The following is a 25481-nucleotide window of genomic DNA, read 5'->3' as shown; positions in this document are numbered from 1 at the left end:
TAAAGATAATGATCCTGCAAAGAAAAGCACCTTCCGTAAAGAAGGTGCTCCAAATAGTTTGCCTGTAAGAACTTACTCTTCCGAACCTTGTGCAGCAGCGGTGTCATTGCCCCCATGGGTGCGGACCAGTCTGAGGAATTCGCCACGGTACCCTTCCGGATCGGCTCCTTTACCTGCAGAAGCCAGCGCAATCACTTGTTTAACATCCGAGTTATTGGCGAACTCGGAATCACGCAACTGCATGCCAAATAAGGCCAGAGATGCGGCAAAGGAGAAATCCTCACTTAAACCTTCAGGTTCTCCAAGATGCTTTTGAACCAGTTCCTTGCTCTTTTTACCATCGGGCTTTTTATAGCGAAACCTAACGGTGAACCAGGAAGAATCTGAGTTTTTTTTGTCAACGGCAACTTCGGTATACGAACGATCCGGGATCGGCTTAAGGAATGGACTTTCTGTGCCTACAGGCAGGACCTCATAGAGTGCAGTTACACTATGATTACTTCCCAGTTCCCCGGCATCTTTAGTGTCATCCATAAAATCCTCAGCAGCAAGCAACCGGTTTTCATAGCCAATTAAACGGTACGCTTTGACCTTTGCCGGGTTAAATTCCACCTGAATTTTAACGTCCTTGGCGATAGTAAACAGGGTTCCCCCGAATTCTTCACCAAAAACCTTTTGGGCTTCCTGCATGGTGTCGATGTAAGCGTGGTTGCCGTTGCCCTTATCGGCCAGGGTCTCCAGTTTGGAATCTTTGTAATTCCCCATACCAAAACCTAGTACCGACAGGAATATTCCCGATTCGCGCTTCGCTACAATCAAGTCTTCCATTGCCTTATCGCTACTGGCACCGACATTGAAGTCTCCATCTGTGGCCAGGATAACGCGGTTGTTCCCTCCGTTTATAAAATGCTTACGGGCCAGGGAATACGCCAGCTCAATCCCAGCGCCCCCTGCGGTTGATCCTCCTGCCTGCAATCCGTCTAATGCTGCAAGGATTTCTGCTTTACGGTTACCTCGGGTAGGAGGAAGGACGGTACCCGCTGCACCTGCATAGACCACGATGGAAACGCGATCCTGTGGTCGCAATTGATTTACCAGCAACTTAAAGGCAGACTTTAACAGGGGCAGCTTGTTGGAACTGTTCATGGATCCACTGACATCGATGAGGAAAGTAAGGTTCGATGCCGGAAGTTCTTCCTGATCAAAGGCCTTTCCCTGTAAACCGATGCGGACCAGGCGTGTGTTGGGATTCCATGGAGTAACGGCCAGGTTGGTGGTGATACTAAAAGGATCTTCCCCCGTGGGCTGTGGATAATCGTAGGCAAAATAATTGATCATCTCCTCGATTTTTACAGCATCCTCAGGAATGGTCTGCCCGGCATTGATCATCCGGCGTATATTGCTGTAGGCAGCGCGGTCAACGTCTATGGAGAATGTCGATAATGGATTTAGCATTACCCGTTTAAACCGATTCTCATTGATCTCCTCATAGGATTCATTGTTTTGAACTTGAGGAGGTGGTGCGTGGTGATAGGTGTAGCCGTTCGCGGGAGTAACATTGACTCCAGAGGCTTTACCCTGTAGGTTCCGGACCGCGTCGTATTCAGCAGAAACGGAAGTGACCGCTCCGGTTGCCATTTTCCTTTTTTGCACGCCGTAACCCACTACAACGACTTCTTCGAGAGCCGTGGAATCTTCTTGCATCTGCACATTGATTACAAGGTTTTTACCCACTTTTATTTTCTGGGCTTTCATTCCCAAATAGGTAAATACCAGGATATCACTGGTAGCGGCCTGTATGGAATACATGCCATCGAAATCGGTTTGGGTACCTTCGGTAGTTCCTTTAACGACAACATTGACACCAGGTAAGGGGAGGCCATCACTGTCGGTAACGATTCCGGTTATTTCTGCTGTTGTAGTCGGGGTGGGGGCCTCGCCCCCGCCCAAGGCAACAAGTAAAACGAGTAGGCTGAATAATGCTTTCATATCATTGAATTTTTTTGAGTACGCTTCAAACATAGCCAGCCGGGTAGGGGCAGGCAACGTCCAATGGGCAGCCTTACCCTTGTCTTGAGGGAAAGGGTTATTTGAGTTAGTGAGGCCCATAAATGATGAAATACCGGTATTTTTTTGGCCCGAGGCATAAATTCTACCCCTGATTCCCGATCTTCGGGGTATGAGATGCATTGCTGCCATTGCGTTTACCTTCCTCCTGGCTACTTCCTGTTCCAGTCAGTCTCAAGGCAGACTCGTAAGCGGGGAACAACTCACCGAAGTCCGGGAAAAGCTGGAATATTATCTCTACTACCCTCCGAATTATCCTGAAGATGGTCAAACCCCTGGGCAAGATCAGCGCACATTTGGATTGCTTGTTTTCCTCCATGGGGGTGGAGATGCGGGGAATTCTCTGGAACAGTTAAAAGCACAGGGACCCCCGAAGCGATTGCTCGAAGGGCCGGATTTGCCTTTTTTGGTATTGGCTCCACAACACGGGGAGGCCAGAACCTGGTGGAATACCAGGGCTGTTATGGAACTGGTCCGCGAAGTTGTGGATAAGAACCATATAGACCCCTCCCGGATTTACCTGAGCGGATTGAGTCGTGGGGCTTCGGCCTGTTGGGAACTGGCCGTGCAAAATCCGGATTACTTTGCGGCTATGGCGGTGGTTTGCGGCATGGCACCTGCGCCCTACGCCCATTGGCTGGATCCTGAGATGCCTATTTGGATGTTTCACGGTACGGAGGATGAGGTGATACCGTTTTCGGAATCACTGGAAATGGCCGATAAGCTCGAAGCGTTGGGTCGCAATGTTCGTTTTACTGTATATGAGGGGATGGGGCATAATGTTTGGGACAAAGCCTACGGGGATCCGGAGTTGTTTGAGTGGCTGGCTGCGCAGCGGCGGGATTAGTTAAGTACTGTAAATGGAAATGGTTATAAAAAATAGGGTTTTACTGCTGGGGGTAATCATCAGTATAAGCCTGCTGGGGTGCAAGGATGCGCCTCAGAAGCAGGAAACAATAAATAGCGGTGAAGGAGCCCCCGAAGTAGCAACACAGGAAGCGTCTGTCCAGGATTCTACGAGAGTAGATGCAACGGCTAATTCTGCACAAGAAGAAACTCCTCCTTTGGAATCCCTGCCGGATACAGCCTTTGTACGTCTGGCCGACTATAGCGACGGCTTTGCTTTCGATATGCGCTACGCAACCGATAATAACTTCCTTGAGGAAACCGTGTATCCTTGTGGCGAATGCTACACCCGGGTTAAAACGGCCAAAGCATTATTGCAGGCCAATGCCGTCTTTAAGGAAAAAGGGTATCGAATTCGCTTTTACGATTGTTATCGACCCAATTCAGTGCAGTATAAGATGTGGGAATTAGTCCCGAACCCGCAGTATGTGGCCAACCCGGTCAAAGGATCGATTCACAATAGGGGAGGTGCGGTGGATATTACCCTGGAAACCCTGGAAGGAAAACCCCTGGACATGGGTACTGATTTTGATTTCTTCGGACCTCGCGCGCATCACGATCATATGGATCTTCCTGCAGAAGTGCTCGAAAACAGGCGTGTTCTAAAGGAAACGATGGAGGCGCATGGGTTTTGGTCTATTCGAACAGAATGGTGGCACTATAATCTCGGGGCTGCCTCCCGTGACGCGGTTGCTAACTTTGTATGGCCCTGTCCTACCGCGAATTAGCACGTAGAATTTAGCTTTTGCCATAGGGGTGTTCCCAACCTTCCCGATACGCTCGCATAAGCAACGCTGAGGCTTCAGTGTCGCCGGGAATTATATGTTTTATGGGATCATAAGCTACCGGCCTGCCGATCTCCAGGGCCAGGTTGGCAAGAATGCAACTGGCAGAAGAAATATGGCCTTCTTCGATACTGGCAACCGGAGCCTTATCGGTTCCTATAGTTGTGAGTAAGTCCAGGAGATGTCTTCGGGTCGCGGGCACAGCATGTAATTCAATATCCTTTTCTTCCAGGTCAGCAGGATATTTTTCACGCTCATAAAGGACATCGCCCCGAATTATGGTGTCGTCCTGGGAGGAAGTAAATTCATATTTCATAACATCTCCCGCCAGGGTTCCCTTCTCACCAAAAATTTTAAAAGCCCAGGGATATTCCGGGTCTTCCGGGGTACCCCAACTGCGATGCGTCCAGTGAATCTTAAAATCGGGATAGTGAAAAATGGCTGTCTGTGTATCCGTGATATTGGATTTGCCTTCGGTTTGAACCAGGATGCCTCCTTCGGAACTTATTTGATCCGGCCAACCTAAATCCAGCATCCAGCGCACGGCATCGAGCATATGTACACACATGTCCCCCATAATACCATTGCCGTATTCCATAAAGGTGCGCCACCAGCGCTTGTGAGGCAGGCCGTCGTAGGGACGCATCGGAGCTGGTCCGGTCCAGAGATCATAATCCAGGAACTCCGGGACCTCCTGTAGCGGTGGATTACCATTTGCCCGCATGTGGTAGTAACAACAAATTTCAACATGCCCTATCGTTCCCAGTAAACCTTGGCGGACGATCTTCTCCCGGGCCTCGACCAGGTGAGGGGTACTTCTTCTTTGGGTGCCTATCTGCACTTTGCGCCCCAACTTTCGGGCGGTAGATAGGATGGCTTCGCCCTCCAATACATCTACGCTTATAGGCTTCTGCAGATATAAGTTAGCCCCGCGTTCCATGGCGTGGATTGCCGTTAAGGCGTGCCAATGATCCGGAGTTCCAATCAGAACAATGTCGAATTCGTGGGTGTCCAGCATGCGTCGATAGTCGCGGTAGGTACGCGGCATTTTCCCGGAGGGTTGGCGTGCCTTAGCCTGAAGGGCTGCCGTTTCCCGGTGTCTCCGGTCCACATCGCAAATAGCAACGATTTCACATGGAGCCACTTGCAATAGCCGCCAGAGATCCATGGTGCCATACCATCCAGCCCCGATTAACCCTACCCGCCATGGGGAATCCCGGTAAATGAGATCCAGGCCATAAGTGCCAAAAGAAGAAAGCAGCGCTGCTGCAGTCGCTCCTTTAAGGAAACGTCGGCGATTGATATTGAAGTGCGGTTGGTGGTTTTTCAACAAGTTTCAATTATTGGCCTATCTGCTTAAAGGTAGTTAATTAACCAAAATGCCAGGGGGAAGTAAAAGCAAGATCAGGCCTTGGAAGTAAAGAGAACGGCAAGACTATCGTCGACCAGACGAACAAAAAACAGGTAGCGATCCCCGCCATCGGCTATTTTGTTTCGCTTGCGAATCCGGGCAACAGTCTCGGGGAAGTTGCGGATGCTGATATTTGCTTTTGAGACGCCCAATTTGCCCGGTTTATAGGGTTTTACCTGCTCAACCCGGAAGCGGCGACCAGGAAAATCGAGTAGTACCCCGGAAGTATATAAATGGGTGTGTTGATGGAGTTTGCGCAATCCATAGCGCTGCCCGATTAAGGCAAAGGCTCCCGATTTCATTAATGCGACATTGGGTTCGTATAGATAGTTCTCAGGCATGCCCGTCGCAACTCCTGCTTCCTGTAGTTCTTCTTCGGTAAATTCGAAGCGTTCAGTAGTGTCTGCTGTAATATTTACAGCAATATGGCGAACAGGAGCCTGGCTGCCTGGTTGCAACCACCATAAGAGTTCTCGCATTTCATTGTTAACTGCAACCATATGAATTTCCCGAAGGTTACTTAATTGTCGGATACCTTCGCTAATATCGAGCATGGGAGAGGTCTTCAGTAAAAAATTACGGGAGCTGCTGCGGATTAATTCATCATGTTCCAAGATGTTGGGCTCGTAGTCCTCCAGGCGGATTACTTTTTCCCTTTGAGCGTTGCGGCGCGAGGGATCGGCATAGACCCAATCCAATGGCTTTTCCGGAAAACCCTTGAGAACGTCAAGACCGTTGGCATGTATCGCCTGAATATGTGATGCCCCCAGAGCAACAAAATTATTGGCCGCAATACGTGAAAGGGATTCGTCCTGTTCACAATGGTAGACTTGCGCAAAATTTTTTGACAGGAAATAAGCATCCACACCCAGCCCACCTGTTAGGTCCATGAGGGTGTTTCCGGCGACGAGACCGGCTTTGTAGCGTGCAGTTATTTCGGAAGAAGTTTGTTCTAGATTTAGGCTAGGCGGGAGGATGAGATTGCGTTTACCGTACCAGGATGGGACCTTCGATTTCAGGGTTTGGTGCCCTTTTAGTTGCTGGGCCAGTTGGGAAGAGGAAACAGCGTCGAAGGGACTCTTTTTTAAGGAAACTGACAGGATGTCAGCCGATAAATTATTTAATATAAAATCCTGTACACCAGTATTTAATATATTTTTATACAAAGTATAGCTATAAATCTTTAGTGAGGCGCCTAACCAGCTTGTTTTCCGCTAAAAATTCCTTTAAAATCACCTTAATTGCGGTATATCCCGGGATGGCTACGATCATCCCGGTTACCCCGAACAAGAGCCCTGCGATAATGATAACCAGAAATATTTCCAGCGGATGGGATTTGACGCTGTTGGAAAAAATCAGGGGCTGGGAAAGGAAGTTATCCACGAGCTGTCCAATGGTCAATCCGAGTAAAACCCAACCAACATCCGGAAGGATTACCGAGCTGAAATCTGAACCGAGATTTGAGGTCATGGTGAGGACGATCATAATGATCCCCCCGATCAACGGACCGATGTAGGGAATAATATTGAACAGCGCGCAGAGGAATGCGATTACCACGGCATCTTTTATTCCGACTAGTAAGAGTACAATGGTATAAATTATAAAGAGCACCAGTATTTGCCCAATCAACCCCACGAAATAGCGCGATAACAGCGATTTGATCTTTTCAATGGACTTCATTACGCGGCTTTCGTTTTGATCCGGGACAAAACTCAGTAGGCTATTCTCGAATAATCGACTATCCTTCAGGAAGAAAAATGAAATGAAAAGCACCGAAAACAGTCCCAGGCTCAGGTTGCTCAGAATACCCAGGATGGAGTTCAAAAAGTTGGGGATAAACCCAAACTCTACACCAGCTAAGATGCTTTTATCGAGTTCGCTATTCGCGATTACCGAATTCAGGGATTCCGGGCTGGCTCCGATATAGTCCATGATCTGCAGATAAAGGGAGTTGAGGTCACTTTGTAAGTCGTCAATATTGAGAAGGGATAGATTCCTGCCCTGTTCGCTGATCAAGGGTATAAATAGCGCAATGATCCCGCCGATTACCAGCAGGAGCAAGGTCATTACCACCAATACCGCTGCAGTATTGGGAAACTTGAGCTTTCGCCTGAGAAAAAGTACAACAGGCCTCCCGATAAGTGCAACAACCGCTGCTATCAGTACATAGGCAATTACGGATCGGATCAGGTACAGGAAATAGCCCAGTAAAATAATGCCTGCCAGAATAAAGACAGCCCTCAGGATTCCATTGGCCAGGGTGCGGGAGTTCATAAGTTTAATTTTTGAAGGCGTAATTTATGATATTGGCTCCCATTTGCAGGGCCTTCAAGCGGACGGCTTCCGGATCGTTGTGAACTTCAGGATCTTCCCAGCCATCGCCCAGATCACTTTCTGTTGTAAACAGTAATACCAGCCGGCCTTCGTGGAAGTATCCCATAGCCTGTGGGCGCTCGCCATCGTGCTCATGGATTTTCGGGAGGCCATCGGGAAAGGAGTAAGGTTCCTGGAATATCGGGTGATCTGCGCCCAACTCTTCCCATTGCCGGTCCGGGAAAACCTTACGCAATTCCTTATCGAGAAATTCGGCCATTCCGTAATTGTCGTCGATATGCAAAAAGCCACCGCCCAGCAAATAGGTTCTGAGGTTCATGGCCTCTTCCGCCGTGAAAATTACATTGCCATGCCCGGTCATATGAAGCATGGGGTATTCAAAGATCGAGGACTCTCCGACACCTACTGTTGCCGAAGCAGTATTTATATCCGTCTCAATATTTGCATTGCAGAACTGGATGAGATTCGGAAGCGCTGTTGGGTTGGCATACCAATCCCCACCTCCTCCGTATTTTAGTACCGCCACCTGCTGCGCACAAAGGTTAGACGCGGCAATGAGCAAAACTACGCCCAGGTATCTTCGTACTATGTCTGACACTATTTGCAAGGCTATTGATTGATTAAGTTTACGGTAAAACAGGCAGCCAATGCTGCGGTTTCTGTTCTCAGGCGACTATTCCCCAGGGAAACGGGAACAAAACCGCTACTGATGGCCTGTTCTACTTCCGCCTCACTGAAGTCTCCCTCTGGCCCAACTAAGACAACAACGTCCTTATCGGCCGCCACCCGACGCTTCAGGTCTGCTTTTTCCCCTTCCCTGCAGTGGGCAATAAACTTTAATATGGGTTGCTCGCCCTGGAGGAATTCCGCAAAAGTTTTTGGCTCCTCCAAAACCGGCAGGTAGGTCCTGAGGCTTTGCTTCATGGCCTCTTCCACGGTTCGTCGCATGCGATCCATCGGGAGATTGCGGCGTTCAGAGTGCTCACAGATTAACGGGGTAATCCGATCTACGCCAATTTCGGTGGCCTTTTCCAGAAACCATTGGAACCGGTCTATCTTTTTCGTGGGGGCAACTGCCATATGCAGGTCGAACATTTTGGGTCGCTTTTTCTCCGAATTGAGTACCCTCCCCATGCAACGCTTGTTGTTCGCTTCGAGGATTTCCGCATGAAAAAGCAATCCCTGGCCATTGGTAATCAGTAGCTTGTCCCCGGCTTTCTTCCGCAACACCTTTACGATATGGTGACTCTCTGCAGGGGGAAAGGAAAACTGATTTACGCTGTGGTCCAGCTCGGGATGGTAGAAATAATTCATCGGGAAGCTTTGGATTTGAGCGCTTCTGCTTTACTGCGGGCATGCTCCAATCCCCAGTCTATCCATTGATTAATTGCGGCGGTGTCCCGGTATCCCTCCGGGTCTACGAAGACAAATTCCTTCATGGGTCTGCCGGTAAACTCCATAGGGCGGGCTCCCGGCAGCATTAAGGCTTGTTCCATCAATGGTCCGGGTACGCGTACCATCAGGGATTCTCCTACGATACCAATACTCATTTTACCGCGATACATGTAGGCCAGCCCCCCGAACATCTTTTTTAGTTCCATGTCCTCATGAATGGCCGAACCGCGTTCCAGAAGCAATTGATTAAGCCGGCTTTCCAACGCTTCACTATAGGGCATAGACTGTTTATTTTCCGATTGAATACCTCGCTTTGGCCGATACATCGAGTCCGCAAAAGCGATTTTCAAGATACTTGAAATAACCGACAATTCCTATCATTGCAGCGTTGTCGGTACAGTATTCCATTGGGGGGACGTAGGTAGTCCAGCCCTGTTTTTCCTCAGCTTCTTTTAGGGCGCCCCGGATCCCGGAATTCGCAGCCACTCCTCCTCCTATAGCGATGTGTTTTAAGCCTGTTTCGGCTACCGCTTTTTCGAGTTTTTGCATAAGGATTTTGACGATGGTATGTTGAATGGATGCGCAAATGTGATCTCTTTCGCGCTCCACGAACCCGGCATCTTTTTCCTGTTGTTTTTGGATGAAATACAGGATACTGGTTTTTAATCCGCTGAAACTGAAATTCAGACCATCCACTTTGGGAATGGGGAATTCAAAACGCAGGGGATCACCCGCCTGTGCGTGTTTATCGATCAACGGCCCGCCCGGGTACGGAAAGCCAATCAGTTTGGCACTCTTATCAAAAGCTTCTCCTATGGCATCGTCCAGGGTTTCCCCGAGGACTTCCATTTGAAAAGGCCCATCTACCCGAACAATTTGTGTATGCCCACCACTAATGGTAGCCGCCAGAAACGGAAAAGGGGGAGGGGTATACCCTTCCCGTTCAATAAAATGCGCTAGGATGTGGGCTTCCATATGATTTACTTCAATGAGCGGGATATCCAAGGAAAGCGCCAGGGATTTCGCAAAAGAAGTGCCTACCAACAGGGAACCAAGAAGTCCCGGACCCCGGGTAAATGCTATGGCTGATAGGCTTTTTTTGTCGATATTTGCTGTGGCCAGCGCCTGATGCACCAAAGGAACGATATGTTGTTGATGCGCCCGGGAGGCCAACTCGGGAACGACCCCGCCATAAGCCTGGTGAATTTGTTGTGTGGCTACAATATTACTGAGCACCTGAGCCCCCTTGAGGACCGCTGCGGAAGTATCATCGCAGGAGGACTCGATAGAAAGGATTACAGGTTGTTCACGCACATCAGGCATTTGGAACGAAATTTGGTTGTGCAAAGGTAAAAATTAAGCCCCATCAGAAAAGTCCGCAAAATACTTGTTCGCTTCCTGCTTATCCTGCTGGTAATTTGCGTGCTGGGGACGGTTATTCTTTCCCTGCCCGGGGTACAGACCCGGTTGGCAAAAATGGCCACCAATGAGATTAATGAAACCTACGGCACAGACATTCGCATAGATCGGTTGCGGGTTTCACTGATTAGCTGGGACACTGCCCTGGAAAATATCTACATTCAGGATTACCAGGGAGACACCCTGGCGCATATTAAAGAGCTCAACACCTCCATCCTCAACCTTAAAGAGCTGGCCGGAGGGCAATTGGAATTCGGAGATATTGATATCGATGGGCTGTACCTGAACCTGAAAACCTACAAGGACGCTCCCGATACAAACCTGGGAATCTTTATAGATCAGCTCGACGACGGCAAACCCCGGGCTCCCGGCACTCCGCCATTTTATTTCAACACCACCGGCATCTCCATAATCAACAGTCGATTCCTGCTGACGGATGAAAACTTAGAGACTTCTAAAATTTTGGATTTCAAGAATCTGGAAATCGATGCGGATGACTTTACAATTTTGGGCCCCGAAGTAACCGCAGCCATAACCGCTTTGAAATTTCGTTCACCCAGAGGACTCGAAATGCAGGACATGGCGACGAATTTTTCCTACAGTAGGGAACAAATGCGTTTTGATTCACTGCGATTGCAATCACCGGGCTCTGTGATAAACGGGAACCTGACTTTTTCATACAAGCGGGAAGACCTGGTGGACTTTACCAACAAGGTGCTGGTCGATGCCCAATTCAATGAAAGCACTATTTCCCTGGATGAAGTAAATGTCCTCGCCCCAATTTTTGGTAGTGGGAAGGTGGCTTCCCTGAGTGCCGGATTTTCGGGAACCCTCAATGAATTAACCGTATCTGATCTATTGTTGGTCTGTGACCAAACCGGGATGCGCGGGACCTATGAGTTCAAAAACCTTTTTGATCGCGAGGAACCCTTTGTGATCAACGGCGAAATTCGAAACATTACTAGCAGTTACTATCAGCTGCGCGGCTTAATGCCTGAGATTCTGGGGCCTGTTGTTCCGCAGTCGGTACAGCGGTTAGGGCAATTTACGCTGCGCGGGCAGGCCGAAGTAACGGGAACCTCGGTAAATGCACAGCTCAACATTAACTCTCCTTTAGGCAGCGCTTATGCGGACCTGAATATGAATGATGTGGATAAGGCCGAAAAGGCTACTTATGCAGGTTTCGTATCCCTGATCGACTTTGACCTGGCCCGATTTACCCGGGATAAGAATTTAGGACGCACTTCTCTTGACCTCAATGTGGAAGGGACAGGCTTTACCCAGGAATCCCTGAATACAGAGATTATCGGGGAGGTATATACCCTTGCCTACAACGGTTACGATTATAAGGACATATCGGTTTCCGGGATAGTAAAAGATCAGTTATTCGACGGTTCCCTCAATAGCAAAGATCCGAATCTCATTTTTACTTTTGAAGGGCTGGCCGACTTTGGCAGTAACCCGAGTACCTTTAATTTCAACGCCTCGGTGGATCACGCCAACCTCTTTGCGTTGAATTTTATAGACGATTCTGTTTCTGTATTCCAAGGGGATGTGGCCATGGATATAATCGGGGATGATCCCGATAATTTCAGCGGGGATATCCGCTTTAGCCAAACGCAGTTCCGAAACGCGAACAACACCTATTTCTTCGAGGATTTCCAAATTGTATCCAGTTTTGATCAGGACACCGTACGCACCATAGAGATCAATTCTCCGGATATTATCACCGGCTACATGCGCGGGAAGTTCAAGACCCGGGAACTCGGAAGGCTATTGCAGAATTCTGCCGGTAGCATTTATACCAATTACCGACCCTACGAGATTTCTCCAGGGCAGGAATTGAACTTTAATTTCAGTATTTATAACAAGATTGTTGAGGTATTCCTTCCGGAAGTATCGTTTGGTCCCAATACCTTTATTCGAGGGAATATCGATGCCGATGCCGGCGACTTTAAACTCAACTTTCGCTCACCTTCCATTGCTGCTTTCGGCAACTCCATGGATTCCATTGATATTCGCGTCGATAATAAGAACCCCTTATTCAATACCTATGTTGCGGTGCAGGATGTACGCACGGTGTACTACGATGTCAGGGACTTTGAGCTTATCAATACAACCCTGAACGACACCCTGTTTTTCCGAACCGAATTCAAAGGGGGTAGCACCTACAACGACAGCTACAACCTTAACTTCTATCACACCTTTAACAAGGAGAACAAGTCCGTAATTGGACTAAAGCGATCCGACGTGAGTTTCAAGGGAAATACCTGGGTACTGAATCGGGAGGGTAATGACCGAAACAAGGTTATTATTAACCGGACGCTCGACAGCCTTATGATACAAGAGGTTGTCATGAACAATGAAGCCCGCGAGGAAATTTTATTGCGCGGTGAGCTCGCGGATTCCACCTATAAGGACCTGGAATTGCGCTTTAAAATCGTTTCCCTCAATAAGATTACCCCTGCCATCGACAGCCTCAAACTCAGCGGGGAGGTGAATGGTGTGCTTAACGTGCGTCAGGAAGACGATATTTACCTGCCGATAGGGAATCTCAATATCAGCGATTTTGGAGTGAATAACGTGCCGATGGGCGAGCTGGACATCGGGATTATCGGCAACAAGAACCTCACGGAATTTAGTGTCAATACCCGCATTACCAATCAGAATCGCGAAGTCTTTTCGATCATTGGCACCGTGCTGAACCAGGGGGAATATCCCTCGGCCAACCTAACGGCGAGTTTCCTGGACTTCCCCTTGCATCCATTCAATGCCCTGGGGGAAGGCGTAATTGATCAGATACGCGGGGATCTCAAGGGGACTGCGCGCATCGTCGGGGATATACGTAACCCGGAAATGTCCGGTTTACTAACGCTGAACGGGGCGGGCCTGGCGATCCCGTATCTGAATGTGAATTACGATTTTGCACCGGTATCACGGGTGCGGTTGGAGAATCAGAGCTTTGATTTCCAAAATATTCGACTAACGGATACCGAAATGTCGACACGGGCGGTGCTCGATGGTACCATTCGCCATCAGTTTTTTGATGATTGGAATCTGGACTTAAGTGTCGATACCCAGGGGGAACGCTTCCTATTGCTCAACACCGAATTCGACGAGGACGAACTGTATTACGGACAGGCCTATGCCGTAGGGCAAGGGCAAATAAGGGGGCCAACCAATGCCCTTGTAATAGATTTTGTGGGGGCAACAGGACCCGGGACTTCCCTTAAAATACCCATCAGCGACATTGCGACCGTAGGCGACTACAGTTTTATCAATTTTATCGAGAAGGATCAGCGCAGGCTAGAGGAGGAAGGCCGTGTGTTACGGGAATACGAGGGATTAGAGCTCAATTTTGACCTGGATGTAACTCCCGATGCCGAAGTAGAAATCGTGATCGATCAGCAAACCGGGAGCTCCTTGAAAGGAAGAGGGGCTGGGCTGATATTCATGGAGATCAATACCAACGGGAAGTTCAATATGTGGGGTGACTTCGTAGCTACGGAAGGCACCTACCGCCTGAAATACGGTGGGATCATTGACCGGACCTTCAAGGTTAAGCCTGACGGGCGAATTAACTGGGATGGTGAGCCTTTGGATGCCTTGCTGGATATGGAAGCGGTCTACTCGCTCAATGCCAACCCGGCCCCCTTGCTGGATAACGGCTTCGCGCGCAGTATTCCCACAGAGGTAATCGTCCGCCTTACGGGAGAATTGGAGCAACCCACGGTAGAATTCGACGTAGCCTTTCCAGGGGCTAGTTCCATTGTAGCTTCCGAATTGCAATATCAATTGCAGGATCCAACCGTGAAGGAACGCAATGCGCTGTTCCTGCTGGCACAGGGAACCTTTGTAAACCAAACCAGCGGACTCAATCAAAACGCCCTTGCGGGTAGCCTGATAGGCTCGGCAACAACCAACTGGTTTAACAAAGCCCTTGGGGCAAATGCAGACCGTTTGAATGTAGCCTTGTCCTATGAGGCCTCATACAACGATCCCAACGCTGAAGTCCTCCAGGAGGACCGGGTAGGGCTCAGTGTTTCTACGCGGATAACCGATCGAATCCTGTTCAATGGCCGCTTTGGTGTTCCTGTTGGTGGCGTGAGTCAATCAGCGGTTGCGGGGGATGCCGAGGTGCAGCTGCTGCTCAACGATCCGGGGACCTTGAGTATGCGGATTTTTAACCGGCAGAACGATATGCAACAGATCATCGGGGACCGCCAGGGATACACCCAGGGGGTAGGGTTGTCCTATGAGGTAGACTTCAATACGACCGGGGAGTTGTTCAGAAAGATTTTCGGGACGCAACCGAAAGAAGATCAGCGTGTTGTGCCTTCAGATTCCCTCCAGGTTCTGCAACCGAATGACAGCCTGGTTCCCAGGGATAGTTTGATACGATTTATCCCAAAAAACAAAAAACCTTTCTAGGATTCGCGTTTGGATGTGAATTTTTAGCAGTCAAACGTGAAAATCGTTACGAAAACGTTTTCGTGTACCCGGACCGCTAAGATTGCCCTTCCGGCATTCATTATTTGGTCAAAGTTTGTTAATTTTGCCATTCAAATTTTTGCATGTCTAAGACGATCAAAAAAATAGCGGTTTTAACCTCTGGGGGCGATTCTCCCGGAATGAACGCCGCGATTCGCTCCGTGGTGAGAACATGCGCCTTTTTGGATGTTGAATGTCTCGCCGTTTATCGTGGCTATCAGGGGATGATCGAAGGAGATTTCGTTCCCATGAATGCCCGAAGCGTAAATAACATTATTAACAAAGGGGGTACGATCCTCAAATCCGCGCGTTGTGAGGAATTCAGAACGCCGGAAGGGCGTGCCCAGGCGCACCAACAACTCGTAAATGCCGGGATCGATGGCTTTGTCGTGATTGGGGGAGACGGAAGTTTCCGGGGCGCCACCATATTCAACAAAGAATACGATTTTCCGGTAATGGGAATCCCGGGGACTATCGACAATGATATTTTCGGGACCCGCTTTACCCTTGGTTTTGATACGGCGCTCAACACCGTTGTGGAAGCCATAGATAAAATCCGGGATACCGCAAGTTCTCATAACCGCCTGTTCTTTATTGAAGTAATGGGAAGGGATGTAGGCCACATCGCCCTGAATGCAGGGGTAGCCGCCGGAGCTGAAGAAATCCTGATCCCTGAGGAAAACCTGGGGCTTGAACGCCTTTTGGATTCCCTGAAGCGAAGTAAGAAATCCGGTAAATCCTCCAGTATTGTGATTGTAGCAGAAGGAGATAAGACCGGTAAAAATGTATTTGAACTCAAGGAATATGTGGAGGAGCACCTGCCTATTTATGATGTTCGGGTTTCAGTACTCGGACACATGCAACGAGGCGGATGTCCTACTGCATACGATCGGGTTTTAGCCAGTCGAATGGGGGTAGTAGCCGTAGAGGCGCTCCTCAGTGGCAAAACCAACCTCATGGTTGGCATTATTGACAATGAAATGACCCTGACGCCCATCGAAGAGGCCATCAAGGGACACACAAAAATTGATAGGGAACTCATTCGGGTATCCGATATCATGACCGTATAATTTAAACACAGAAAAAATGGCAGCATTGCAAATTGGTATTAATGGATTTGGACGAATCGGACGCCTGGTTTTCCGCGCAACCGTGGAACGGGACAACGTAGATGTCGTTGCAATTAACGACTTGCTGGATGTAGAGCATCTGGCGTATTTGTTGAAGTATGACTCCGTTCATGGACGCTTCAATGGAACTGTGGATGTAAAGGATGGAAACCTGGTAGTTAATGGTAAAACCATTCGCATTACTGCTGAGCGCGATCCCTCCCAATTGCAGTGGGATGCAGTGGGGGCTGAAATCGTTGCGGAGTGTACCGGAATTTTCACTACCCTGGATATGGCCCAGAAGCACATCGATGGAGGTGCCAAGAAAGTCGTAATCTCCGCTCCTTCCAAAGACGCTCCTATGTTCGTAATGGGGGTGAATCACCAGGATGTAAAAGCTTCTGATACCATTGTATCCAACGCAAGTTGTACTACTAACTGTCTGGCCCCTCTGGCCAAAGTCCTGAATGACACCTATGGAATCGAAGAAGGATTGATGACTACTGTTCACGCTACTACAGCTACCCAGCTTACTGTAGACGGACCTTCCAAGAAAGACTACCGAGGTGGGCGCAGTGCGATGCTCAACATTATTCCAGCTTCTACCGGAGCAGCCAAGGCGGTTACCAAAGTAATCCCGGCTCTTGAAGGGAAACTCACCGGGATGGCATTTCGGGTTCCTACTGCGGACGTTTCCGTTGTAGACCTTACCGTGCGTCTGGAAAAAGAGACCTCGTATGAGGATATCAAGAAAACCATGAAGGCAGCTGCTGAAGGTCCCTTGAAAGGAATTCTGGGGTACACTGAGGAGGCCGTTGTTTCTCAGGATTTCGTTGGCGATGCCCGTACCAGTATTTTCGACGCTGGTGCCGGAATTGAATTGAATAGCAAATTCTTTAAAGTGGTATCCTGGTATGACAATGAGGCGGGTTATTCCAACAAACTGGTCGACCTGGCGCTGCACGTAAACAGCCTATGATTCTCATAACCGATAGCGGGGCAACCAAAGCCGATTGGATCGCGCTGGATTCCAAAGGCGATCAACTTTTCATGACTCAGACTTTGGGGCTTAGCCCCGAAGTTTTGAGCCGTGAGGTTATTGAAGAGCGCCTGGCCAATAACTTTGAATTGGCCAAGAACGCTTCAAAAGTGGAGCGCGTTCACTTTTACGGTGCTGGATGTGGAACGGAACGCATGCGTCGCTGGCTTCGCGAGATTTTTTCCGGCTTTTTCCCTAATGCCAAAATCGAGGTAAAGGAGGATACCTATGCAGCGATTTATTCCACCACAAAAATAGGTAGCCAGGGGATCGTCTGTATTCTGGGAACCGGTTCCAATTGCAGTTATTACGACGGCCACCAGATGTTTCAAAAGGTTACTTCTTTGGGATACATCCTTATGGATGACGGGAGCGGTAATTTCTTTGGGCGCAAATTAGTTCGGGATTATTACTATCATAAGATGCCTCAGGACCTGGCGTTGTTGTTCGATAAGGAATACAACCTGGATCCGGATGTAATCAAGGAGCACCTGTACAAAAAGCCTAACCCGAATACCTATCTGGCAACCTTCGCTCGCTTTATTGTTGAGCACAAGGAACATCCTTACTGCAAGGGCGTTATCGATAAGGGCTTCCAGCAGTTCATCAACAACCACATCATGCAGTTTGAGTTGGCCACCAAGGTGCCCATTCACTTTGTCGGGAGTATTGCCTACTACCTGCGGGAAGAACTATCGGCAGTGGTAGAGCGCAATGACCTCATTCTGGGGGTAATTCGCCAACGTCCTATCGAAGGACTGATGGAGTTCCACAAGCAAACGATTTAATACGCTTCACCCCGAAGTCTTACGAAACGCGATCAATCGCGTATCGCGATCATGGAAATTTCCACGTTTACGAACGCGGGTAGGTTTCCGACTTCCACGGTTTCCCGAGCTGGGGCATTCTCAGCTTCAAATCGAGAGCCATACACGGTATTGACTTCGGAAAACTGATGCATATCCTTTAAGAAAATCGTGGTCTTCACGACATCTTCGAAGGACATTCCCGCCTCGCTCAGGATGGCGTTGAGGTTTTTCATTACTTGCTCGGTTTCTTCAGATATAGAACCCTGGATTAACTCACCACTGGCCGGGTCAATGGCAATTTGCCCGGAAATGAACAGGGTATTTCCTTTTAATACAGCCTGGTTATATGGGCCAATTGGTGCTGGGGCCTTCTCGGTTTTGATTATTTTTTTCATGTTGATTTAATTGAAGTTATTGGGTTGGCTTCGATTCTCCCATTTGAGGTCCTTGAGGATGCTGGCTTTAATTCCGATAAAGAAGTACCAGCGTTCAAAGCGTCCAAACGGGCTCCAGTCAAAGTTCAATTTAAAACTTTTCAGGTCCCGATCGAAACGGAGGTTGGTAATCCCAAAACCTTTGAGTACAAAATCGTAGGAGGAATTGATTCCGACTTTCCACCGGGGAGATAGTTCGATATCCCCGGAAAACATCAATACGTTATTAGAAATCCGACCCTCCCGGTTTACGTTGGTGTAATTCAGGGCATAGGTAAGGTTTAGGTTCCAGGGTATTTTGGAACTCCAGGAAGGGTTTTGAACATCGTCCGGATCCCGGTCATCAAAAGCCCCCTGATTCAGGTCACGGGCCGATCCAAACAGGCCATCGGTACGTCCTCCTCCGGCCGCGACATAGGTATCCCCGTCATACGGATTATCCGGGTCTACCTGGCCATCCTGATCCTTGTTCTGGAAATCGGAAGATCGCAGGGAATAGGTAAGGTTGAGCCGGGCACTGGTCAGGCGAAACAGGCCTCCCCCGGCATCGATATTAAAGGTGTTGATTCGCCTGCCATTGTTGTCGATAGCATAAGGGTCCAGGCTGGCCCCAAAGTTCACCCGGAGTTTCCTGTCGAACAGGTCCGTACCCCCGGTAAGGTTTACCGGGCTCAGTTTCAGGGAATCCGCTTCCAGATTATAACTGGTACTTAAGTTCAGGCTATTGAGGAACATGACCTTTTTTGGTTCGGTCGCCGTGGAATCCTTATCACGGACCTTGGCTTCAAGCGTATTCGCCAACGTAAAGGAAAGGGAGCTGGACTGGGTCTGCCTCGGGGTGCCGAAGAGGGTATTTTCAAAGCGGGTGTAGAATATTTCTTCGCCCGTAGCCTCATTAACAACCTCCTCATAAAACTGGTCAAACGAAGGTGCCCAGCCATAGTTTATGCTCGGGCGCATCGTATGTCGCAGGGCCTGTATTTTCTTGTCTTCGCCAAAATTAAAGGTTCCGTAGAGCGTGGTACCCAAGCCTGCATTGAGGCTGTACTGATTGAATCGGTCAAAACCGTCTATGGTGTCGCGTACAATAGTTTGCGACTCCTCATCGAAGCGCCTTTGGGAAGTGTCCCAGGTCCATATATCTTCATAACTACCCCCCAGAGTGGCACTGATGTATTTGAATAATTTAAAGTTGGTCGAAATGGGAATCCGGTGTCGGGCACCCAGCCGGGCATTATCGAACATGGCCCCGGTGAGGAAATCGTCCATATTCGTGGTAATACTGTTCTGCCCGTTGAAATCGTATTGGAGGTTGATATTCTGGATGACTCCTTTTTTGATCCCCTCCCGTTTCGCAAAGGGGAAAATACGCTCCATACTTCCCTGCACAGTAGGCAGGGTTACGTTCACCGCTTCCGTATTGGTATTCTGACTATGCGTGGCGGTCAGGGATACATTTACCCGGGGGTAGGCGGGGAAGGTCTTGGAATAGGAAATAGATGAATTCAGGTTATTGACCTGGGTATTGGGTAGGTTTTGTTGCAAAAGGGAATTCCGGTAAAACTGGCTGCTGGCAATATTCACTGAGGCCGAAAAGCGCGAATTCGGACTGGCCTTGGGATCCTGATTGTGGCTGATCTGGATGCGGTAGATTGTATTTCTCGCATAATCGGAAAAGCCCTTCTGGCTGGTAATCAGATTCTCAAAATTAAAATTCACATTTCCCCGGAAAGCGTAGCGTTTTGCATAAACACTTTGTGCCCGAAACCCATAGCTCCCGTTGGTATAGATATCCCCATTAAACGAAAGGTCCACATAGTCGCTAATAGGCAGATAATAGCCCGCATTCTGAAGGAAATACCCGCGTTGGGGGTCATTTCCGAAGGTTGGGATCAGCACTCCGGCCGTTCGTCCGACACCCAGCGGAAAATAAGCAAAGGGTAGCGCAATAGGGGTAGGGACGTCTGCGATGTAAAGGTTGCTGTAGCCTGCGATTACCTTCTTACCCGGCACAAACTTGGCCTTGCGAATTCTGATGTAGTAGTCCGGATTAATCGTGTCCTTAGAGGTAGTGAGTTTCCCCTCGCTCATGAAATAGACCGAGTCGTTCTCTTTTTTGGTGCGTTCGGCATAGACTTTCATGGCCTCACTTCCCAGGGCTCCGGCATTTGCCTGTTGTTCGGTTCGGGAATTCCAGATTATTGCCTTTTCGGTATCGAAATTAAAGCGGATGGAATCAGGGGTAACCTCCTGAGAGCCTTGCTTAAAAAATGGCAGCTGGGAATAGTTGCCAAGGGTGTCTTTTAAGCGCCCTGCATAAACCTCGTTTTTGACATAGTCCAAAACGATGACTCCCGCCTTTAACTCGATGTCCTGATAATAGATTTCGGCCTCGTTATACAGATAAATACGCTGTTCGCGCTGACTCATCCGGATCGAATCCTTTGCTTTGTAGCGCACCTGGTCCGTTAAAGCACCGGAAGCAGGGGGAAGGGTATCTTGCTGAACAGCCGTTTCGCTGATGGAATCCTGCTGCATGAGCACTGTAAAATCAGGCGCCTGAAGGGTATCTCCAACCGGCATAATCGGCAAGACTACAGAGCGGTCTTCCTGAGCCCTTAATCCGACCAGGCAAAGGAGCATCAGGCCGAGGGAAAGAAGGAGATGTTTATTTGATTGCAAGACGATAAATCCTATTTTTGTAGGCAATAGCTCCGGATTCCGTGGTCAAACTTACATATTTTTATTGGCGAGCCGGAGCAATTAGAAGAATTTTAACCCGCCCCAAATTGAAAGAAAACCCCCAAATTAAATGGCGCAGTGAGATTATCATTCTTCTCATTGCCTCCCTGCTCTGGTCCATGCCGACACTATGGTCGCAAAGCGGGCCGAATAGCGGTGAGCCTCCTTTTACTGTTGTACTGGATGCTGGCCATGGCGGCCATGACCCTGGAAACCTGGGAAATGGGTATCTGGAAAAAAACATTGCCCTGAGTATTGTGCTTGAGGTAGGGAAGGCCCTGGAGCGTGAGGGCGGGATCAAAGTCATCTACACCCGCGACGACGACACCTTTGTTGACCTCTACGTCCGCGGAGAGATTGCCAACAAAGCCAAGGCCGATCTTTTCGTATCGGTCCACTGCGATTCTCACACGTCAAATGCCCACGGCGCCGGAACCTTTGTGCTCGGACTTCATGCCAACAAGCAGAATTTCGAAATAGCCAAGAAAGAAAACTCGGTGATCTATCTGGAAGATAATTACGAGACGCGCTATGCCGACTACGATATCAATTCCCCCGAATCTGTTATAGGATTAACGATTATGCAGGAGGAATTCCTGGATCAAAGTATCCTATTGGGTAAACTGATGCAAGACCGATTCACAGGGAAGTTGGGACGAAACGATCGCAAGGTAAAGCAAGCCGGATTTATCGTCTTGCACCAAACCTTTATGCCGAGCGTATTGATAGAAACGGGCTTCCTGACGAATAAAAACGAGGGCAAGTACCTGAATTCGGCTAAAGGGCAGGCCGAAATGGGGCAGGCCATAGCAGGTGCAATACTCGAATACCGCGAAAGTGTTCGTTCCGGCGCCTTACCGGAATCGGCTATGATCATCGATAACGATCCTCCTGCGGTTGCCGAAACTCCGGTAGATGAAGCTCCCATAAAGGAAGCTCCTGCAGAAGAAGCTCCCCAAAAGGAAGACCCAGTAAAAGAAGCTTCCGTAAATAAAGCGCCTGCAAATACAGAAGAGACAGCCGCGGAAATTCCTGCGAAGACTGAGGAGGTTGTCGACAAACCGCAGGTGGAAGACACTCCTGTTGAGGTGAAACAGCCCGAAAAAGAGGAAGCTCAGCCAAGCGGAATCACTTTCAAAGTTCAATTGTTGGCCGTTAGTCGGGATCCCAGCTTGAATCCACTCGACTACAAAGGCCTGAAACCCCTGAGTAAGGAAAAGTACCAGGATTTATTTCGGGTTTTATATGGCGATACGGCTTCATATGATCAGGCGCAAGCCTTACAGGCAGTGGCGGTCCGTAATGGATTTACATCCGCTTACGTTGTAGCGTATCGGGATGGTGTTCGCATTCCGTTGAAAGATGCGATAGAGTAATTTCTCGCTGAATAAAATATTTCTAATTTTGTTAGAAACGTAAAAGCTGCCTTTTGAAACTTTCCAGAGAAATTAAGACCGGAATAATCGTCATAGGCGGTATCCTTTTATTCATTCTTGGGTTCACCTACCTGAAAGCCTCTCCGCTATTTGATGACTCCAAGATATTCTATGCCGTCTATCCCAATGTCGGTGGGCTTCAGCCTGGCACGCCAGTTAGCATTAATGGCTATGCCGTTGGGAAGGTCCAGGATATCCGTTTCAAGGATGCCAGCGGGCAACTCATTGTAACCTTTTCCGTAAATGACGGCTTCGATTTTTCAAGGAACAGTATTGCTGAATTATACGATACCGGAATTATCGGGGGAAAAGGCATCCAAATTAAACCGGTATTCGACGAGGATCGTATGGCCCAGAACCGGGACACCCTGCCATCGAATATCCAACCGGGACTCACCGAACTGGTGCAACAGAATCTCAGTCCGCTGCAGATGAAGGTAGAGGGTGCCGTAACCAATGCGGATTCCCTGCTGGTACACTTTAATGACGTCCTCGACGAGGGGACGCGTTCAAATTTGCGACAGAGCATTCGCGGACTGAATCAGCTGGTAGCGAGTTTTCAGAAAAGCGCCGATGGTTTGAATGAATTGCTGGTGGCGAACCGAAGCCAGCTAGACAGTACGCTTAAAAACTTCAATAAGGTTTCGGGCAACCTTGCCCAACTCTCCGATAGTCTTAACGAAGCCGGGCTCGGCGAGACGATACGAAATATGGAAGCTACCCTGTCAAGCCTTAATGCGGTCATGTCTAAAATGGAGCAGGGGGAAGGCACAATGGGGAAACTCATGCAGGATGAGGCCTTGTATGAAAACCTGGCCAATGCTTCCCGGGAGCTGGATCTATTGCTTCAGGATTTCCGCCTGAATCCTAAGCGCTATGTCAATGTCTCTGTTTTTGGTAAGAAACAAAAGGAATATACGGTTCCAGAGAATGATCCGGCGGAAAACCAGTCTCCTCAATGATGACATATTTACCCAACCTGTTGTTTCTGGTCGCCCTGGTTCTGGGGATCGGATACTTTACCCGCAATATCCGCAAACTCATACGCAACATTAAGCTTGGCAGGCCAACCGAGCCTGGCGGCAGCCGTGCTGCACGATGGGGCCAAATGGCCCGCATTGCACTCGGCCAACAGAAAATGGTTGTACGTCCGATTGCCGGAATCCTCCACGTTATTGTTTATGTCGGCTTTGTAATCATCAATATTGAAGTCCTGGAGATCATCATCGACGGGCTCTTCGGGACGCACCGTGTTTTTGCTTTCCTGGGTCCGGTATACGACGTACTCATAGGCAGCTTTGAAATCCTGGCCCTCCTGGTGATTGTAGCCGTCGTGCTCTTCTGGCTTCGTCGCAATGCGCTTAAACTGGCCCGTTTCTGGAAACCTGAAATGAAAGGATGGCCCAAAAAGGATGCCGATTGGATCCTCTACATTGAGTTGGTCCTGATGTGTCTGTTTCTGACCATGAATGCTGCGGATTACAGCCTTCAGGAGATGGGTGCGGCCCATTACACTCAGGCAGGAGCTTTCCCGGTGAGTGGCTGGATTGCGCAATTTATGTCGGGCATGTCGGAAAGTACTTTGATACTGGTGGAACGCGGCGCCTGGTGGCTGCATATCCTGGGAATCCTCTTTTTCCTGAACTATCTCTACTACTCCAAGCACCTGCACATCCTTTTGGCCTTTCCCAATACCTATTGGGGTAAGTTGCAGCCCAAAGGTGAAATGACCAACCTGGAATCTGTTAAGCGTGAGGTGGCCCTGATGATGGATCCTTCTGCTGATCCTTTTGCGGCACCCGCTGCAGATGCTCCTCCACCGGAGACTTTTGGGGCCCGGGACGTTGAGGACTTGAGCCGGATACAATTGCTCAACGCCTATACATGTACGGAATGCGGACGCTGTACCAGTGAATGTCCTGCGAACCAAACCGGAAAAAAACTTTCCCCCCGTAAGATTATGATGGACGTGCGGGATCGGCTGGAAGCCAAAGGCCGGGAATTGGATGGTAAACCCGCTCAAGGGGAGGAGAAAGTACTGCTCGACGGCTATATTTCCAGGGAAGAACTTTGGGCCTGTACTACTTGTAATGCCTGTACTGAGGCTTGCCCGGTGAGTATTGATCCCATGTCTATTATTCTGGAGATGCGTCGCTACCTCGTTATGGAGCAGTCGGCTGCCTCCCAGGAACTCAATGTCATGATGGGTAACATCGAAAATAATGGAGCCCCCTGGCCCTTTAACCAAATGGATCGTCTGAACTGGCAGAACGAAATGTAATTGAACTATGGAGTCATCCACAAAAATACCTACCCTGGCCGAAATGACTGCTGCCGGACAAGAACCCGAAATCCTCTTTTGGGTGGGATGTGCCGGGAGTTTTGACGACCGGGCCAAGAAGATTACCAAGGCTTTTGTGAAGTTGTTACAAAAGGCTGGCGTGAATTTTGCAGTACTCGGCACAGAGGAGAGTTGCACCGGAGATCCGGCCAAGCGGGCGGGGAACGAATTCCTGTTCCAGATGCAGGCTGCGATGAATATCCAGGTTATGAATGGGTACGGGGTGAAGCGGATCGTCACAACCTGTCCGCATTGTTTCAATACCCTGAAAAACGAATACCCCGAATTAGGAGGGGATTACCAGGTACTCCACCATACCCAGCTACTCACCGATTTGGTGAAATCCGGTAAGCTCACGATAGAAGGGGGGACTTTCCGCGGCAAACGGGTAACCTATCACGACCCTTGCTACCTGGGCCGTGCCAACGGGGTCTATGAAGCTCCCAGGGAAGTGATCCGCAAACTGGACGCGGAACTGGTAGAAATGAAACGTTGCAAACAACGAGGGCTTTGCTGCGGGGCCGGGGGAGCACAGATGTTTAAAGAGCCGGAGCCGGGTAACAAGGATGTCAATATCGAGCGCACCGAACAAGCGCTCGAAACACAACCCGAAGTTGTAGCAGCTGCCTGTCCGTTTTGTAACACCATGCTCACGGACGGCATAAAAAACAAAGAAAAAGAAGCCTCCATAAAGGTAATGGACCTGGCAGAACTCCTGGCCGATGCCGCGGATCTTTAGGGCCTTACTCTTTATTTACAGGCG

The 25481-nt window shown here is 49.2% G+C and carries 20 protein-coding genes; 10 read left to right on the top strand and 10 right to left on the bottom strand.

Annotation, left to right across the window (positions count from 1 at the left end; genetic code table 11):
• Positions 1-72 precede the first annotated feature (72 nt).
• Positions 73-1989, bottom strand: a complete 1917-nt coding sequence (locus BM318_RS10550) for a vWA domain-containing protein (protein ID WP_092983495.1) — start codon at positions 1987-1989, stop codon at positions 73-75.
• A gap of 190 nt (positions 1990-2179) precedes the next feature.
• Here BM318_RS10550 and BM318_RS10545 point away from each other — a divergent pair, with 190 nt between their 5' ends.
• Both BM318_RS10545 and BM318_RS10540 read left to right on the top strand, forming a co-directional pair.
• Positions 2180-2914, top strand: coding sequence for a carboxylesterase family protein (locus BM318_RS10545; protein ID WP_092982577.1), 735 nt, complete (start codon positions 2180-2182; stop codon positions 2912-2914).
• Positions 2915-2927: 13 nt separating this feature from the next.
• Complete coding sequence (locus tag BM318_RS10540; protein WP_245759806.1) at positions 2928-3701, top strand: M15 family metallopeptidase; 774 nt, start codon at positions 2928-2930, stop codon at positions 3699-3701.
• A 10-nt stretch (positions 3702-3711) separates the two neighbouring features.
• Here BM318_RS10540 and BM318_RS10535 read toward each other — a convergent pair whose 3' ends face one another.
• The 7 genes from BM318_RS10535 to tsaD form a co-directional block, all read right to left on the bottom strand.
• Positions 3712-5088 carry a Gfo/Idh/MocA family protein gene (locus BM318_RS10535; RefSeq protein ID WP_092982576.1) on the bottom strand — a complete coding sequence of 459 codons (1377 nt, stop codon included), beginning with the start codon at positions 5086-5088 and terminating at the stop codon, positions 3712-3714.
• A 74-nt stretch (positions 5089-5162) separates the two neighbouring features.
• Positions 5163-6059 (bottom strand): THUMP-like domain-containing protein, encoded by an 897-nt coding sequence (locus BM318_RS10530; RefSeq protein ID WP_143099963.1) that lies wholly within the window; start codon positions 6057-6059, stop codon positions 5163-5165.
• Positions 6060-6342: 283 nt separating this feature from the next.
• On the bottom strand, positions 6343-7443 hold the full coding sequence (locus tag BM318_RS10525; protein ID WP_092982574.1) for an AI-2E family transporter: 1101 nt from the start codon (positions 7441-7443) through the stop codon (positions 6343-6345).
• A gap of 4 nt (positions 7444-7447) precedes the next feature.
• Positions 7448-8092 carry a DUF4159 domain-containing protein gene (locus BM318_RS10520; protein ID WP_092983493.1) on the bottom strand — a complete coding sequence of 215 codons (645 nt, stop codon included), beginning with the start codon at positions 8090-8092 and terminating at the stop codon, positions 7448-7450.
• 20 nt (positions 8093-8112) lie between these two features.
• The gene (locus BM318_RS10515) at positions 8113-8817 is read right to left on the bottom strand and encodes a 16S rRNA (uracil(1498)-N(3))-methyltransferase (RefSeq protein WP_092982573.1); all 705 of its coding nucleotides are present in this window, start codon (positions 8815-8817) and stop codon (positions 8113-8115) included.
• The gene (locus BM318_RS10510; protein WP_177218302.1) at positions 8814-9179 is read right to left on the bottom strand and encodes a TfoX/Sxy family protein; all 366 of its coding nucleotides are present in this window, start codon (positions 9177-9179) and stop codon (positions 8814-8816) included. The genes BM318_RS10515 and BM318_RS10510 overlap by 4 nt, the downstream gene beginning before the upstream one ends.
• 7 nt (positions 9180-9186) lie before the next feature.
• Positions 9187-10221, bottom strand: coding sequence for a tRNA (adenosine(37)-N6)-threonylcarbamoyltransferase complex transferase subunit TsaD (gene tsaD / locus BM318_RS10505; protein ID WP_092982571.1), 1035 nt, complete (start codon positions 10219-10221; stop codon positions 9187-9189).
• Positions 10222-10320: 99 nt separating this feature from the next.
• Between tsaD and BM318_RS10500 the strand changes: the two genes are divergently transcribed.
• The 4 genes from BM318_RS10500 to BM318_RS10485 all read left to right on the top strand — a co-directional run bounded on the left by BM318_RS10500 (position 10321) and on the right by BM318_RS10485 (position 17744).
• Positions 10321-14748 (top strand): translocation/assembly module TamB domain-containing protein, encoded by a 4428-nt coding sequence (locus BM318_RS10500; protein WP_245759805.1) that lies wholly within the window; start codon positions 10321-10323, stop codon positions 14746-14748.
• Positions 14749-14891: 143 nt separating this feature from the next.
• Positions 14892-15878: a 6-phosphofructokinase gene (gene pfkA, locus BM318_RS10495; protein WP_092982569.1), complete on the top strand. Its 987-nt coding sequence runs from the start codon at positions 14892-14894 to the stop codon at positions 15876-15878.
• A 16-nt stretch (positions 15879-15894) separates the two neighbouring features.
• Complete coding sequence (gene gap, locus BM318_RS10490) at positions 15895-16896, top strand: type I glyceraldehyde-3-phosphate dehydrogenase (protein WP_092982568.1); 1002 nt, start codon at positions 15895-15897, stop codon at positions 16894-16896.
• Positions 16893-17744: an N-acetylglucosamine kinase gene (locus BM318_RS10485; protein WP_092982567.1), complete on the top strand. Its 852-nt coding sequence runs from the start codon at positions 16893-16895 to the stop codon at positions 17742-17744. Before gap ends, BM318_RS10485 begins: the two co-directional genes overlap by 4 nt.
• A gap of 32 nt (positions 17745-17776) precedes the next feature.
• Here the strand turns inward: BM318_RS10485 and BM318_RS10480 are convergent, their stop codons facing one another.
• Positions 17777-18160, bottom strand: a complete 384-nt coding sequence (locus BM318_RS10480; protein WP_092982566.1) for a RidA family protein — start codon at positions 18158-18160, stop codon at positions 17777-17779.
• A 6-nt stretch (positions 18161-18166) separates the two neighbouring features.
• The gene (locus BM318_RS10475) at positions 18167-20842 is read right to left on the bottom strand and encodes a putative LPS assembly protein LptD (RefSeq protein ID WP_245759848.1); all 2676 of its coding nucleotides are present in this window, start codon (positions 20840-20842) and stop codon (positions 18167-18169) included.
• Positions 20843-21060: 218 nt separating this feature from the next.
• Here BM318_RS10475 and BM318_RS10470 point away from each other — a divergent pair, with 218 nt between their 5' ends.
• The 4 genes from BM318_RS10470 to BM318_RS10455 are packed head-to-tail and all read left to right on the top strand — an operon-like array spanning position 21061 to position 25457.
• Complete coding sequence (locus BM318_RS10470) at positions 21061-22317, top strand: N-acetylmuramoyl-L-alanine amidase (RefSeq protein WP_092983492.1); 1257 nt, start codon at positions 21061-21063, stop codon at positions 22315-22317.
• Positions 22318-22370: 53 nt separating this feature from the next.
• Entirely contained in the window at positions 22371-23339 is a 969-nt protein-coding gene (locus tag BM318_RS10465; protein ID WP_092982564.1) for an MlaD family protein, read from the top strand.
• Entirely contained in the window at positions 23339-24658 is a 1320-nt protein-coding gene (locus tag BM318_RS10460) for a 4Fe-4S dicluster domain-containing protein (protein ID WP_092982563.1), read from the top strand. The genes BM318_RS10465 and BM318_RS10460 overlap by 1 nt, the downstream gene beginning before the upstream one ends.
• 7 nt (positions 24659-24665) lie before the next feature.
• Positions 24666-25457 carry a (Fe-S)-binding protein gene (locus BM318_RS10455; protein WP_092982562.1) on the top strand — a complete coding sequence of 264 codons (792 nt, stop codon included), beginning with the start codon at positions 24666-24668 and terminating at the stop codon, positions 25455-25457.
• The last annotated feature ends 24 nt before the right edge of the window (positions 25458-25481 follow it).

This window comes from Robiginitalea myxolifaciens (assembly GCF_900115205.1).
GTDB lineage: Bacteria > Bacteroidota > Bacteroidia > Flavobacteriales > Flavobacteriaceae > Robiginitalea > Robiginitalea myxolifaciens.
The sequence above is the reverse complement of the archived record's forward strand: the minus strand, read 5'-3'. Positions and strand labels throughout refer to the sequence as shown.

Coding starts and splice junctions, on each gene's coding strand:
- BM318_RS10550 (WP_092983495.1), bottom strand. CDS start 1,989: ATGAAAGCATTATTCAGCCTACTCGTTTTACTTGTTGCCTTGGGCGGG.
- BM318_RS10545 (WP_092982577.1), top strand. CDS start 2,180: ATGAGATGCATTGCTGCCATTGCGTTTACCTTCCTCCTGGCTACTTCC.
- BM318_RS10540 (WP_245759806.1), top strand. CDS start 2,928: ATGGAAATGGTTATAAAAAATAGGGTTTTACTGCTGGGGGTAATCATC.
- BM318_RS10530 (WP_143099963.1), bottom strand. CDS start 6,059: ATGGACCTAACAGGTGGGCTGGGTGTGGATGCTTATTTCCTGTCAAAA.
- BM318_RS10525 (WP_092982574.1), bottom strand. CDS start 7,443: ATGAACTCCCGCACCCTGGCCAATGGAATCCTGAGGGCTGTCTTTATT.
- BM318_RS10515 (WP_092982573.1), bottom strand. CDS start 8,817: ATGAATTATTTCTACCATCCCGAGCTGGACCACAGCGTAAATCAGTTT.
- BM318_RS10510 (WP_177218302.1), bottom strand. CDS start 9,179: ATGCCCTATAGTGAAGCGTTGGAAAGCCGGCTTAATCAATTGCTTCTG.
- tsaD (WP_092982571.1), bottom strand. CDS start 10,221: ATGCCTGATGTGCGTGAACAACCTGTAATCCTTTCTATCGAGTCCTCC.
- pfkA (WP_092982569.1), top strand. CDS start 14,892: ATGTCTAAGACGATCAAAAAAATAGCGGTTTTAACCTCTGGGGGCGAT.
- gap (WP_092982568.1), top strand. CDS start 15,895: ATGGCAGCATTGCAAATTGGTATTAATGGATTTGGACGAATCGGACGC.
- BM318_RS10485 (WP_092982567.1), top strand. CDS start 16,893: ATGATTCTCATAACCGATAGCGGGGCAACCAAAGCCGATTGGATCGCG.
- BM318_RS10480 (WP_092982566.1), bottom strand. CDS start 18,160: ATGAAAAAAATAATCAAAACCGAGAAGGCCCCAGCACCAATTGGCCCA.
- BM318_RS10475 (WP_245759848.1), bottom strand. CDS start 20,842: ATGCTCCTTTGCCTGGTCGGATTAAGGGCTCAGGAAGACCGCTCTGTA.
- BM318_RS10470 (WP_092983492.1), top strand. CDS start 21,061: ATGCCGACACTATGGTCGCAAAGCGGGCCGAATAGCGGTGAGCCTCCT.
- BM318_RS10460 (WP_092982563.1), top strand. CDS start 23,339: ATGACATATTTACCCAACCTGTTGTTTCTGGTCGCCCTGGTTCTGGGG.
- BM318_RS10455 (WP_092982562.1), top strand. CDS start 24,666: ATGGAGTCATCCACAAAAATACCTACCCTGGCCGAAATGACTGCTGCC.